Source organism: Pseudomonas sp. CBZ-4, from assembly GCF_000346755.1.
In the GTDB taxonomy this organism is placed as follows: domain Bacteria; phylum Pseudomonadota; class Gammaproteobacteria; order Pseudomonadales; family Pseudomonadaceae; genus Aquipseudomonas.
The window spans coordinates 1-12,881 of the sequence record NZ_ANNV01000167.1 but is presented as its reverse complement, the minus strand read 5'-3'; the positions used below and the strand labels follow the sequence as shown (position 1 = coordinate 12,881).

General features: G+C 64.3%; 14 protein-coding genes. 7 read left to right on the top strand and 7 right to left on the bottom strand.

What is annotated here, in order from left to right; all coding sequences use genetic code 11:
- Nucleotides 1-4: 4 nt before the first annotated feature.
- The 5 genes from B348_RS0125770 to B348_RS0125750 are packed head-to-tail and all read right to left on the bottom strand — an operon-like array spanning nucleotide 5 to nucleotide 3,977.
- Nucleotides 5-463: an Lrp/AsnC family transcriptional regulator gene (locus B348_RS0125770; protein WP_017738914.1), complete on the bottom strand. Its 459-nt coding sequence runs from the start codon at nucleotides 461-463 to the stop codon at nucleotides 5-7.
- A 1-nt stretch (nucleotide 464) separates the two neighbouring features.
- Nucleotides 465-1,634 carry a cytochrome D1 domain-containing protein gene (locus B348_RS0125765; protein WP_017738913.1) on the bottom strand — a complete coding sequence of 390 codons (1,170 nt, stop codon included), beginning with the start codon at nucleotides 1,632-1,634 and terminating at the stop codon, nucleotides 465-467.
- Entirely contained in the window at nucleotides 1,631-1,948 is a 318-nt protein-coding gene (locus tag B348_RS0125760) for a cytochrome c (RefSeq protein WP_017738912.1), read from the bottom strand. Before B348_RS0125760 ends, B348_RS0125765 begins: the two co-directional genes overlap by 4 nt.
- A 16-nt stretch (nucleotides 1,949-1,964) precedes the next feature.
- On the bottom strand, nucleotides 1,965-2,279 hold the full coding sequence (locus B348_RS0125755) for a c-type cytochrome (protein WP_017738911.1): 315 nt from the start codon (nucleotides 2,277-2,279) through the stop codon (nucleotides 1,965-1,967).
- Between the two features lie 24 nt (nucleotides 2,280-2,303).
- Entirely contained in the window at nucleotides 2,304-3,977 is a 1,674-nt protein-coding gene (locus B348_RS0125750) for a cytochrome D1 domain-containing protein (protein WP_017738910.1), read from the bottom strand.
- A 193-nt stretch (nucleotides 3,978-4,170) separates the two neighbouring features.
- On the opposite strand from B348_RS0125750, the gene B348_RS0125745 reads away from it, so the two are divergent.
- The 6 genes from B348_RS0125745 (at nucleotide 4,171) to B348_RS0125715 (ending at nucleotide 10,489) form a co-directional block, all read left to right on the top strand.
- On the top strand, nucleotides 4,171-4,947 hold the full coding sequence (locus B348_RS0125745; protein ID WP_017738909.1) for a CbbQ/NirQ/NorQ/GpvN family protein: 777 nt from the start codon (nucleotides 4,171-4,173) through the stop codon (nucleotides 4,945-4,947).
- Complete coding sequence (locus B348_RS0125740; RefSeq protein WP_017738908.1) at nucleotides 4,931-5,494, top strand: cytochrome c oxidase subunit 3; 564 nt, start codon at nucleotides 4,931-4,933, stop codon at nucleotides 5,492-5,494. Before B348_RS0125745 ends, B348_RS0125740 begins: the two co-directional genes overlap by 17 nt.
- A 6-nt stretch (nucleotides 5,495-5,500) precedes the next feature.
- Entirely contained in the window at nucleotides 5,501-5,734 is a 234-nt protein-coding gene (locus B348_RS0125735; RefSeq protein ID WP_017738907.1) for a cytochrome C oxidase subunit IV family protein, read from the top strand.
- A 982-nt stretch (nucleotides 5,735-6,716) separates the two neighbouring features.
- The gene (locus B348_RS0125725) at nucleotides 6,717-7,157 is read left to right on the top strand and encodes a cytochrome c (protein ID WP_017738905.1); all 441 of its coding nucleotides are present in this window, start codon (nucleotides 6,717-6,719) and stop codon (nucleotides 7,155-7,157) included.
- Nucleotides 7,158-7,160: 3 nt separating this feature from the next.
- Nucleotides 7,161-8,582: a cbb3-type cytochrome c oxidase subunit I gene (locus tag B348_RS0125720; RefSeq protein ID WP_017738904.1), complete on the top strand. Its 1,422-nt coding sequence runs from the start codon at nucleotides 7,161-7,163 to the stop codon at nucleotides 8,580-8,582.
- 65 nt (nucleotides 8,583-8,647) lie between these two features.
- Nucleotides 8,648-10,489, top strand: coding sequence for a nitric oxide reductase activation protein NorD (locus B348_RS0125715; protein ID WP_017738903.1), 1,842 nt, complete (start codon nucleotides 8,648-8,650; stop codon nucleotides 10,487-10,489).
- Here B348_RS0125715 and B348_RS0125710 read toward each other — a convergent pair.
- Nucleotides 10,483-10,674, bottom strand: a complete 192-nt coding sequence (locus B348_RS0125710) for a hypothetical protein (RefSeq protein ID WP_017738902.1) — start codon at nucleotides 10,672-10,674, stop codon at nucleotides 10,483-10,485. The two genes, B348_RS0125715 and B348_RS0125710, sit on opposite strands and share 7 nt — an antisense overlap.
- Nucleotides 10,671-11,354, bottom strand: coding sequence for a Crp/Fnr family transcriptional regulator (locus tag B348_RS0125705; RefSeq protein ID WP_017738901.1), 684 nt, complete (start codon nucleotides 11,352-11,354; stop codon nucleotides 10,671-10,673). The genes B348_RS0125710 and B348_RS0125705 overlap by 4 nt, the downstream gene beginning before the upstream one ends.
- Nucleotides 11,355-11,488: 134 nt before the next feature.
- On the opposite strand from B348_RS0125705, the gene B348_RS0125700 reads away from it, so the two are divergent.
- On the top strand, nucleotides 11,489-12,664 hold the full coding sequence (locus B348_RS0125700; RefSeq protein ID WP_017738900.1) for an NnrS family protein: 1,176 nt from the start codon (nucleotides 11,489-11,491) through the stop codon (nucleotides 12,662-12,664).
- The last annotated feature ends 217 nt before the right edge of the window (nucleotides 12,665-12,881 follow it).

Sequence of the window (12,881 nt, the reverse complement as noted above, 5' to 3'; positions counted from 1 at the left end):
GTGATCACGGATGGGCTCCCAGGGAGAACCCGAGGTCGATGCGGTAGGCGGTGAGCATTGGCAAATCCAGGGGGCGCAGGCCGGTGTCTTTCTCCAACTCGTCGAGGACCTGTTCCAAGTGCTGGCGGTGCGGCCCGGTGAGCACGAACCACAGGTTGTAATGGTGCTCGCGGGCATAGTTGTGATTGACCTCCGGGTACTGGCTGACCCGCCGGGCCACTTGTTCCAGGCGTTCCAGCGGCACCGCCAGGGCGGCCAGGGTGCTGGCGCCGGCGCGGGTGTGCTCGAACACCGGGCCGATGCGCGAGAGGGCGCCGGCCAGTTCCAGGCGTTGCAGGCAGGCCATCACCTCGGCTTCGCGGCAGCCCAGCACCTCGGCCATTTCCCGATAGGGCTCGGCGCACAGCGGCATGCCGTGCTGGTAGCGTTCGATCAATTGCTGGCTGAGCAGGTCAAGGTCCATCTCAATACCCCATTTTTTGCGCGCGGCTGCTGAAGAAAATTCCACTGGGGCTCAAGGCCGGCAAGGTCTTGAGCAAGGTCAGGCGATACGGGTCCCAGACCTGCACCTGCTCACCGTCGCGCACCGACAGCCACAGCTGCTCGCCACGCCCGGTGAACTCCATGTGCAGCACGCCGGGACCGGGGCGCAGGTCGGCGACGATCTGGTGGGTTTGGGTGTCGAGCACCTGTACGCGGTCGTTGTCCGGGTAGGCGAAGTTGACCCACAGCTGGCGCCCGTCCGGCCGCGCGGTGACGAAGATCGGCTGGCCGGCCACGGCGATGGCCGCGGTCTGCTGCCAGCTGCGTGCGTCCATCACCAGGACTTGGTGGCGGCCCACGGCAGGCACGAAGGCCTGGTGATCGGCCACGGCCCAGCCTTCGAGGTGGGGCATCTTGTACACCGGCAGTTTGGCCTGGCCGCGGCCGTAGTCGGCGAGCACCCCCTTGACGCCTTGTTCCGGGTGCCACAGGTCGAGCTGGGCCATGCCGTCTTCGCCGAACAGCCCGGCCATGTAGTAGCGGCCATCGGCGGTGATCAGGGCGTCGTAGGGTTGCTCGCCGATGTTGCTGAAGCGGGTAATGGTGGGCGGGGTGCCGTGGCTGAAGTCCGCGCTCCAGATCTCGCCGGTGTCGAACAGGCTGAACACGAAACGCTGGCCGGGCGCGTCCACCAGGCCCACCACCCGCGAGCGCTTGCCATCGGGCAACAAGGTGGCGGGGATGTCTGCGACCTGGGCGAGGGTGGCGGCATCGAACACCTTGACCCCGCCGGGCAGGTAATTGGACACGGCAATCAGGCGCCCATCCTGGCTGATCGCGCCGCCGATGCTGTTGCCGCCCTGGAGGATGCGTTTTTCAATGCGCTGGCCCAGCAGGTCCACCTTGGTCAGCCCGCCGTCGCGGCCAAACACATAGGCGTAGCGCTGGTCGCGGGAAAACACCACCGAGGCGTGGGACAGGTCGCCCAGGCCGTCGAGGCGCGCCAGGGCGGTCATGCCGCTGGTTTCAATGATTTGCACACTGGCGCTGGCGCGTTCGATCACCACGCCGAGGTCGCCGGTGCCGCGCAACGTCGGCTGGGTGCAGGCGCCGAGCAACAGGCACAGGGATAAACACAGGGGACGGATCATGGCGCGAGGCTTCCTTGCAAGAGACGGTCGACCAGCCAGGCGATCTCGCTGGCGCTGAGCAGCGGCGCCCAGCCAGGCATCGCGCGGGTCGGGCGGCCATGGGTCACGGTGGCGATCAGGCTGTCACGGCTTTGCCCGGCCAGGGCCTGGGGCGTCAGAGGCGGGCCAAGGCCGCCGGTCAGGTACAGGCCGTGGCAGGCGCCGCAGTCCTGGGTCAGCAGATGCTCCAGGCGCGGGGCATCCACGGCCGCGTTGACGGGCGCGGGAATAAGTAGGAGCAGCGCCGCGGCCGAACCGATCATCGAAACTTGCATGGCGTGCTCCTTGGGGTCATTTCAAGGTCAGGATCCAGGTGGCCAACGTCTTCGCTTCGTCATCCGTCACCGGGTTCGGCGGCATCGGGATCGGTCCCCAGTTGCCCTGGGTACCGTTCTTGATATGGCTGGCGAGGGTGGTGGCCGCGTCTTTGACCGCGGCGTTCCTGGCGGCGACCTCCTTGAGCGACGGCCCGACCACTTTGCTGTCGATGCTGTGGCAGGCCGCGCAAGGTTTGCTCTTGAACAGCGCCGGGCCGTCCTCCGCGAGGGCCGGTTGCAGGCCGATAAAGGCGGTGCTGGCGAGCAATGCGAGGAGCATATTTTTCATGGCGGGTTCTCTTGTTGATGCGGCTCAATAAATGTCGTGTTGGGTGTTGAACACGTTGAACTTGCCGGTCGGTGTGATCAGCCGTTTGTCCTTGATCACCTGCTTGAGCTTGAGGGTCTTGTCGTCGATCACCACCAGCGCCGACTCCTCGGTCTGGCCGTTCCACACCGAGAACCACACCTCGTCACCGGCCTTGTTGTATTCCGGTTGCACCACACGCAGTGCGCCTTGCTTGATGCCCGAGTACTCGGCGATCGGCAGCACGCTGTAGCCCTTGTCGAGTTGGTTGATGTCGAATACCGCCACCGACTGGCTGAGCTTGGCGTCGGGGTTGAGGGTGGTGTCGACGTAGAGGTGATGGGAGTTGGGGTGGGTCTTGATAAACAGCGAGCCGCCCCCTTGGCCGCTGAGGGATGCCACCTGTTTCCAGGCGTATTGCGCGTGCTTGATCGGGTCGGTGCCGATCACCGAGATGCCGCCATCGCCCAAGTGGCTGGTGGCCCACACCGGCCCGTATTGCGGGTGCACGAAGTTGGCGCCACGCCCGGGGTGCGGGGTCTTGCCGACGTCTACCAGGGCGGTGAGGGTGCGCTGCTTGGAGTCGATCACCGCGACCTTGTTCGAGTTGTTGGCTGCCGTGAGGAAGTAGCGGTGGGTGCTGTCCCAACCGCCGTCATGCAGGAACGGCGCAGCGTCGATAGTGGTGATGGTGAGGTTCTTGATGTCCTGGTAGTTGACCAGCATGACCTTGCCGGTTTCCTTGACGTTGACGATGAACTCCGGCCATTCGTGGGAGGCAATGATCGCCGCCACGCGCGGTTCGGGGTGGTACTCCTGCTTGTCCACGGTCATGCCGCGGGTCGAGACGATCTGCCTGGGCTCCAGGGTTTCGCCGTCCATGATGGTGAACTGCGGCGGCCAGTAGGAGCCGGCGATGGTGTATTTGTCCTCGAAGCCCTTGAACTTGGAGGTCTCCACCGAGCGCGCTTCGATGCCGACCTTGATCTCGGCGACCTTGGTCGGCTCGGCGGGCCACAGGTCGATCATGTCGATCTTGGCATCGCGGCCGATCACCAGCAGGTAGCGGCCCGAGGCGGAAATCCGCGAGATGTGCACGGCGTAGCCGGTGTCGATCAGCTTGACGATCTGCTTGGTGTCGCCATCGATCAGGGCGATCTTGCCGTCGTCGCGCAGGGTCACGGAGAACAGGTTGTCCAGGTTGAGTTTATTCAGCTGGCGCTTCGGCCGGTCTTCAGGCTTGACCAGCACTTTCCAGGTCTTGAGCGTCTCGGCCATGCCCCATTCCGGCGGGGTGGGCGCGGTGTGCTGGATGAAGGTGGCCATGCTGCTGATCTGGGCTTTGGTCAGCGCATTGGAGGTGCCCCAGTTCGGCATGCCGGCGGGGGAACCGTAGGTGATCAGCGCTTCGAGATACGCCTGGCCACGGGACTGGGTGATGTCCGGGGTCAGCGGTTTGCCGGTGGCGCCCTTACGCAGCACACCGTGGCAGCCGGCGCAGCGTTCGAAGTAAATCTGCTTGGAGGCGTCGAAGTCGGCCTGGCTGATGTCCGGCGCACCGGCGGTTTTCACCACGGCGGGCGTGGCGGCGCCATGGGCGCTCAAGGGCAGGACGAGGGCCAGCGCGCAGCTCAGGCTGGCGAGGCTCAGGGTGAAGGTTTTTGTGTGGCGAGTCAGCATTCCATTTACTCCTCAGGCGAGACCTTTGCGGTGCCGCGCAACGGGGTGCGGGCGCAGGTTCTTAGTGCCTGGCCAGACTATGGCGAGGTGTTGCAATGCTCGCTTGACGGCGATCAAGTTTGCCTTGGGTAGCGCTTGCCAGGTTGTCGCAGGCGCCCTTAGCGTGGCCGCAAACCTGCTTTGGATGTGTGTGATGACCGAGCCGTTCTATCAACCCGTCGACAATGAATGCCTGCTGTTCGAACACGCCTGGCACCACCGCATGCCGGTGCTGATCAAGGGCCCCACGGGCTGCGGCAAGACTCGTTTTGTGCAGCATATGGCGCACCGCCTGCAGTTGCCGCTGTACACCGTGGCCTGTCACGACGACCTCAGCGCCGCCGACCTGATTGGCCGCCACTTGATCGGCGCCCAGGGCACCTGGTGGCAGGACGGCCCGCTGTCCCGCGCCGTGCGCGAAGGTGGCATCTGTTACCTGGATGAAGTGGTCGAGGCCCGCCAGGACACGGCGGTGGTCCTGCACCCGGTGGCCGACGACCGCCGCGAGTTGTACCTGGAACGCACGGGGGAAGTGGTCAAGGCGCCGCCGTCGTTCATGCTGGTGGTGTCGTACAACCCCGGTTACCAGAACCTGCTCAAGGGCATGAAACCCAGCACCCGCCAGCGCTTTGTGGCCATGCGCTTCGACTATCCGGCGGCGGCGGACGAAGCGCGCATCGTCGCCCAGGAGGCCCAGGTGGACAGTGCGCTGGCGGCTGAAGTGGTGCGCCTGGGCCAGGCGTTGCGCCGTCTCGATCAACACGACCTGGAGGAAGTCGCCTCCACGCGCCTGCTGATCTTCACCGCCCGCCTGATCGCCGCCGGCATGCCACCGCGCGAAGCCTGCCTGGCCTGCCTGGCCCAGGCCCTGAGCGACGACCCGCAAACCGTCGCGGCATTGATGGACGTGGTGGATGTGCACTTTGCCTGAACCGCGCCGCCTGCCGGGTGACTTGGCGATGTGGTTTTTCATCCTTGCCGAGCTGACGGTGTTTGCGATTTTGATCCTCGCATTTGTCGTCACGCAGCGCCTTGAACCTGAAGTATTTGCCGCAGGCCGCAGCCAGCTGGACAGCTCCACCGGGCTGGCGATGACGGTGAGCCTGCTGACCGCGGGCTTGCTCGCGGCGTTGGCAGTGCAACAGGTGCGCGTGCAACGGTCACGGCGTGGCGCCGCCTTGTTTGGGGCGGCCTTGCTGGTAGCGCTGGTGTACGTCGCGATCAAGCTCGGCGAATACAGCCACCTTGCCGGTGTTGGACTGGGCTTGGAGTACAGCCGGTTCTTTACCTTGTACTGGATGCTCACGGGGTTTCATTTTTTGCATGTGCTGCTGGGCAAGCTGATCCTCGGCTGGCTGGCCATGGCCTGCTGGCGCGGAAGGGTGGCAGTGAGCGGGGTGGAGTCGGGGGTGCTGTACTGGCACATGGTGGACCTGGTGTGGGTGGTGTTGTTTCCGGTGGTCTACGTGATGGGGTGAGGGCCGATGAGTGCGTCGCAGGGGTTGCTGGTGTGTTGGGCGCTGCTGGTGTCGCTGAGTGCCGGGACGGTGCTGGCGGGCGCAGCGGGGTTGTGGTTGGTGGTGCTGTTGTTGGCGGCCTCCAAGGCGTGGCTGATTGCGGACGGGTTTATGGAGTTGCGGCATGCGCCCTGGGGGTGGCGCCTGATGTTGTTGGGATGGGCTGTGGTGCTGGTGCTGCTGATCGGTGTTATCTGCTGACAGCGTTAAGTCAGTGGCTCGTTTATGTAGGCAATTGCCTGCTCACTTGTCGTTCGCTTCCGAAACATGAGTTTCGCCCCGGACGATGACTCACCCCCTCGGCAGTGCCTTCCTACAGTCGTGCGCCACAGTCTTGGAGGTGCACGCGATGCAAGGACCCTACGCATTTATCAATGAACGACCGCAACCCTATTGGGAGGTACGGAGGGCAGTAAGCTTGGAGCGCGCGTGGGCACTTATCCCTATGAAAACTAACGGAGTAAGCGATGAGCGTTGAGTACATAGGCATGGGGGCGGAGGGCGGCTGCTGGACCTGTGGCGAGGGAGCTTGCTCCCGTGACTGCCTGGCAGTCGGGCGATTTTTACCGGGTGTAAACCGGCTCTACTGCGGGAGCGGGCTTGCTCGCGAAGACGGCCTGTCAGGCGGTTGAGTTTTGTTGGTTGCACACCGCTCTGAGGTGGGAGCTGGCTTGTCGGGTCGCCGCATCGCTGCGATTACTATGTGCATGGCGCCGGAGCTTTTGGGTCGGAGTACATATCCATTGCTGCGGTCACGGCCACTGACGGTTCCGCTCTTACAGCGGCTCACTTTTGGAAGGACCCAAAAGTAAGCAAAAGGTCCTCGCCCCACCACTCGGCACCTCGCCTTGGCTCGGTGTGCCCTCTCTCCGGCTTGAATCCGTGGGCCGCCGTCATGGGCCATCCTTGGCCCAGGACGGCTAACCCGGCGTCCTGCCGGGTTACCCACGGATTCAAGCCTGCGTTCGGCCAGCGTGGTTAACGGGGCGCCTAAGATCAAGATCACAAGCCAGATCAAGAGCCAACGCTTCGGGTTTTGTCAGGTCCGGTAGTTGTGTAGATACCTATGGCCATCGGGGGTAGGCCCATCCCACCCGCAATCCCCACTTCTTGATCGCCATCAATCACTTTTCACCCCCCGCCTTCCTATCATGGCCCCCGCCAAGCCATGAGGAAGACGACCATGTCAGAGACCTTCACCAAGGGCATGGCCAGGAATATCTACTTCGGAGGGAGCGTGTTCTTCTTCCTGATTTTCCTGGCCCTGACCTACCACACCGAACAGGCCTTTCCCACCCGCAGCAACGTCGACCAGCTCACTGAATCGGTTGTGCGCGGCAAGGGGGTGTGGGAGCGCAATAACTGCGTCGGCTGCCACACCCTGTTGGGCGAGGGCGCGTACTTTGCGCCGGAGCTGGGCAATGTGTTCAAGCGCCGGGGCGGTGACGAAGGGTTCAAGCCGTTCCTGCACGCCTGGATGAAGATGCAACCCCTGGGCGTGCCCGGGCGCCGGGCCATGCCGCAATTCAATCTCAGTGACCAGGAAGTGGGTGATCTGGCCGAGTTCCTCAAGTGGAGCTCGAAGATCGACACCAATAACTGGCCACCGAACAAGGAGGGCTGAGCCATGCGCAGCGCCAACCCCTATCTGAAATTCCAATCCCAGGCCGTGGCCAAACCTTACTTTGTGTTTGCCCTGATGCTGTTTGTCGGCCAGGTGCTGTTCGGCCTGATCATGGGCCTGCAATACGTGGTGGGTGACTTCCTCTTCCCGTTGATCCCGTTCAACGTGGCGCGGATGGTCCACACCAACCTGCTGATCGTCTGGCTGCTGTTCGGCTTCATGGGCGCCGCCTATTACCTGGTGCCCGAGGAGGCGGACCGCGAGTTGCACAGTCCGAAACTGGCGATCCTGTTGTTCTGGGTGTTTGCCGTGGCCGGGGTGCTGACCATCCTCGGCTACCTGCTGGTGCCCTATGCGGCGCTGGCCAAGCTCACCCACAACGAGCTGCTGCCCACCATGGGCCGCGAGTTCCTTGAGCAACCGACCATCACCAAGATGGGCATCGTGGTGGTCTGCCTGGGCTTTCTCTACAACATCGGCATGACCCTGCTCAAGGGCCGCAAGACCACGGTGAGCATGGTGATGATGACCGGGCTGATCGGCCTCGCGGTGTTCTTCCTGTTCTCCTTCTACAACCCCGGCAACCTGGCGCGGGACAAGTTCTATTGGTGGTGGGTGGTGCACCTGTGGGTCGAAGGCGTGTGGGAATTGATCATGGGCTCGATGCTGGCGTTCGTGCTGATCAAGGTCACCGGTGTCGACCGCGAAGTGGTGGAGAAGTGGCTGTACGTGATCATCGCCATGGCCTTGATCACCGGGATCATCGGCACCGGTCACCACTTCTTCTGGATCGGCGCGCCGCAGGTGTGGCTGTGGGTCGGCTCGATCTTCTCGGCGCTGGAACCGCTGCCGTTCCTGGCGATGGTGATGTTCGCCTTTACCATGGTCAAACGCCGGCGCCGCGAGCACCCCAACCGCGCCGCAACGCTGTGGGCCAAGGGCACCACGGTGACGGCATTCTTCGGCGCCGGGGTCTGGGGTTTCCTGCACACCTTGGCACCGGTCAACTTCTACACCCACGGCACCCAGCTCACGGCGGCCCACGGGCACCTGGCGTTCTTCGGGGCCTACGCCATGATCGTGATGACCTTGATCAGCTACGCCATGCCGCGCCTGCGTGGCCTTGGTGAAGCGCCGGATGCACGCGCGCAGACCATTGAGGTCTGGGGCTTCTGGTTGATGGTGTTGTCGATGGTGATGATCACCCTGTTCCTCACCGCCGCCGGCGCGGTGCAGGTGTGGTTGCAGCGTTGGCCGGTGGACGGCGTGGCACTGCCCTTCATGGCCACGGTGGAGCATCTGAACACCTTGTTCTGGGCGCGCTTGGCCAGCGGCGTGGTGTTCCTGCTGGGGCTGCTCTGCTACCTGTACAGCTTCCGGCAACGGCGCGCGGTGGTCGGTGAACCGGTGCCGAGTGTGCACTGATCGTTAATCCCCAAGAGGGCGGCCCGGCTGGTACAGCGGGCCGTTTTACGTTTGGAGCAATGCCCATGGCCTTTACCCTGGAGTTGGAAGAGTGGGTCGGCAGTGCCTGGCACCGCTTTATCACGCGCCGTGCAAGCGTGGATTTCCCCGCCGCGCAGGTGCACCTGCGCGACCGCCAGCGCAGTCTGGCGCTACTGTTTCGCGCCCTTGGCGGCGCCGGCGGCATCGCCCTGGAGGCTGCCGGCGAGCGCGACCTGCTGCTGCGCCGCAACCTGCTGATGCGCATCGCCGGCACCTGCAAACAGGCGCCGCTGGCGTGCTGCGACGGCAACCGCTTGCGCCTGCCATCGCGCCTGGCGGTGTTCCCCCACGCCGCGCTCAACCTGGAACTCTACCGCTGGCTGGCCCTGCTCGCCGCACAGTCCGGCCCGATGACCCACTGGGCGCGGGACAACCAGCGCTGGACCTGGCTGCTGCTGCAACGCTATCCCGCCATGCGCCCCAGCTACCGGCGCCTGGTGGACGCGCATATCGCCCTGCGCCCCGACCCGGCCAGCCTGCGCCCCGACGAAGCGGCGTTGGAGAAAGCCTTGCGCAAGGCCCTGCGCGAACCCGGCAGCGTGCGCCACTTGCCGCGCAGCCAATGTGCGCCCTGGCCGCTGCCGTTATGGCTGTACCCGCCGTTGCACCTGGACACGCCGCAAAGCGCCGACCTCTTTGATGAAGGCGACGACCTCGCCGCCCATCCCGGCGAGCAACACGGCGCGCGCAAACGCGCCACACGCCTGGACGACCAGCGTCGCGACGGTGGCCTGCTGGTGGTCCGCCTGGAAAACCTGTTCAGCTGGACCGAACACGTCGACCTCGACCGCTGGACCGACGACGGCCACGACCCGGACGCCGCGCGCGTCGCCGAAGACCTCGACCAGTTGAGCCTGTCGCGCCAACGCGTGCGCAAGAGCGGTGGCCTGAAACTGCACCTCGACCTGCCGCCCGCCGATGTCGATGACATCCCCCTCGGCGCAGGCATCAAGCTGCCCGAATGGGACTATCGCCAACAACGCCTGCAAGACGCCTTCGTCAACCTGCAACTGATGCAGCCACGCGACGCGGCGCCGCAACCCTTGCCCCCACGCCTGCAAGCCCAGGCCCAGCGCCTGCGGCGCCAGTTCCAGCGACTGCGCACCGACCGCCAATGGCAGCGCCAGCAACCCCAGGGCAGCGAACTCGACCTGCAAGCCTGGCTGGATTTCCATGTGCAGCGCCAGCACGCGGCCTGTGCCGAGCGCGGCCTGTTCATGGAGCAGCGTCACCGCCAGCGCGACCTCGCGTGCCTGCTGCTGGCGGACCTGTCGATGTCCACCGACGCCCATCTGAACGACACGCAAAAAGTCATCGACGTGATCCGCGACAGCTTGCTGCTGTTCGGTGAAAGCCTGACCGGGGCCGGGGATCGGTTTGCGCTGTATGGGTTTTCGTCCCTGCGCCGGCATCAGGTGCGCTTGCAGGTGCTCAAGTCCTTCCAGCAACCCTACGACGACCGCATACGCGGCGCGATCCAGGGCCTCAAGCCGGGCTATTACACGCGCATGGGCGCCGCCATCCGCCAGGCCACCCAGCTGTTGGGCGCCTGCCCGCAGCGGCGCAAGCTGCTGTTGCTGCTCACCGATGGCAAGCCCAATGACCTGGACCTGTACGAGGGCCGCTATGGCGTCGAAGACACCCGCCACGCGGTGTTGCAGGCGCGACGCGCGGGCTTGATCCCGTTCTGCATCACCATCGACAAACAGGCCGGCGACTACCTGCCGTACATGTTCGGCGCGAATGGCTTCACCCTGATCCGCCAGCCGCAGCAGTTGCCCCAACGCTTGCCGCAGCTGTACCGGCAGTTGACCGAAGGTCAGTAAATACCCCTGGGCAACCAGAAGAACATCGCGAGGCAAAACAGCAGCAGGCCCAGGCAAAACCACTGGAAGCGGCTCAGCCGCCGGGCCTGGTGGCTGGCCTCGGACGCCGGCAGCGGCATGGCGCAGTGCTCGCAGGTGTCGCGCTCCACGGCATTGGGATGCTGGCAGTAGAGGCAGGTTTTCACTCGAATTGCTCCAGGCGCGAACGGTCGAGAATGGCGATGTGGCGACCGTCCTGGGTGATGATCTTTTCATCGATCAGGCGCCGGATAATCCGCGAGAACGTCTCCGGCTGAATCGACAAGTGCCCGGCGATCAACTGCTTGGCCATGGGCAGTTCAAAGCGCGTCTCGCTGCTGTGCAGGCGCACCAGTTGCGTGAGCAGGTAGCGCACCACGCGGTGGGTGGCGTTTTTCAGCGACAACGTCTCGATCTCGTTGACCCGCTGGTGCAAACGCACGCACAACGTGCCGAGCAAGGCGAAGGTCAGGCGGCTGTTGCTCTGCAACAGGCGCATATAGGTGGCGTTGGACAGGCGATACACCTGGGTCGGGCACACCGCTTCGGCGCACGCCACATAGTTGGGCGTGTCCATCAGCATCATCGCTTCGGCAAAGGTCTGGCGCTCGCCGATCACCTCGAACACTTTCTCCTGGCCATCCGGGGTCAGGCGGTAGATTTTCACCGCGCCGGCAATCACGAAGTAAAACGCATCGGCCGGTTCGCCCTGGCGAAACAGCGGCTCGCCCTTGTCGACATTGAGCAATTGGCTGTTGCTCATCAACTCACTCAGTTGGGCCTCGTCCATGGGCTCGAACAGGTGGTGACTGCGCAGGATCTGGTGATGGACACGATGGAGCACCATCAATACCTCGGGACACAAAGGGGAAGGGGGCTCAAGGCTAATCCGACTGCCCTTGGCACAGCTTGATCTGCGACAAGGGCAAGACGCGGGCACAGGCGCACCATCACCACAGAACTGAGTTGAGGAGCCGCAACATGCACGTACTGGATCGGCGCAAGGCATTGTCGATTACCCCGTTGTTTCGCCTGGCCTTCCGGCCTTTTTTTCTCGGTGCGTGCCTGTTGGCGGCGCTGGCGATTCCCCTGTGGCTGCTGGCGCTGGGCGGCATGACCGGCGGTTGGCAACCGGCGGGCGGCTGGCTGGCGTGGCATCGGCATGAGCTGTTGTTCGGTTTTGGCGTGGCGATCATCGCTGGCTTCCTGCTGACGGCGGTGCAGACCTGGACCGGGCGCCCGGGCCTCAGCGGTGCGCCCTTGGCCGTACTGGTGGCGTTGTGGCTGGCGGCGCGCTTGGGTTGGTTGCTGAACGTCCCGTGGCCGTTGCTGGCGTTGCTGGAACTGAGCTTTCCGTTGGCCGTGGCCGGGGTGATGGGCTGGACGCTGTGGAAGGTACGGCAGACGCGCAACTACCCGATTGTGCTGGTGTTGGTGCTGCTGGCGGTGGTGGATGGGGTGTCGTTGGTTGACGCGAGTCTGCAACGCCAGGCGGTGCTGGCCGGGTTGTGGCTGGTGGCGGCGATGATGGGGTTGATTGGTGGGCGGGTGATTCCGTTTTTTACCCAGCGTGGTTTGGGGCGGGTTGAGGCGGTCAAGCCTTGGCCGTGGTTGGATTATCTGTTGCTCGGTGGGTCGATCCTGGTTGCGTTGTGCTACGCCACCGGGGTGGCGCTGTTCCCCAGCCTGTGGCTTGGCGCGCTGTTCGCCGTGCTGGGCCTGGGGCACCTGCTGCGTTTGGTGCGCTGGCAGGATCGTGAGCTGTGGCAGGTGCCATTGCTGTGGTCATTGCACCTGGCGTACGCCTGGCTTGCGCTGGCCTGCCTGGGCATGGCGCTGTGGCATTCCGGCGCGCCGTTGAATCCTAGTTTGGCGGTGCATGCGCTGACGGTGGGGGCCATGGGCGGCCTGATCCTGGCGATGATCGCCCGGGTCACCCTTGGCCATACCGGCCGGCCGTTGCAACCGCCACGGGGGATGGGGCTGGCTTTTGTGCTGCTGAATCTGGCCTGTGTGTGCCGGGTGTTGCTGGTGCTGGTGTGGCCTGTGGCGGCGTTGTGGTTGGCGGGGGTGTGTTGGTGTTGCGGATTTGGGCTGTACTTGTGGCGGTATGGGCCGATGTTGTGGCGGGCGCGGGTGGATGGGCATCCGGGGTAAGTGTGGGAGCTGGCTTGCCTGCGATGGCGGTCTGTCTGTGTACATATCCATTATTTAGGTAACGGCCACTTAGGGTTCCGCTCTTACAGCGGGTCACTTTTGGAGGGACCCCAGATCAAAAGCCAGAGCGCGGCGGCCTTAGAGCCGACCGGTATTTCTCATGGTGTCCACTCTTCAACTGTGGGAACCGGCAACTGTGGGAGCTGGCTTGCCTGCG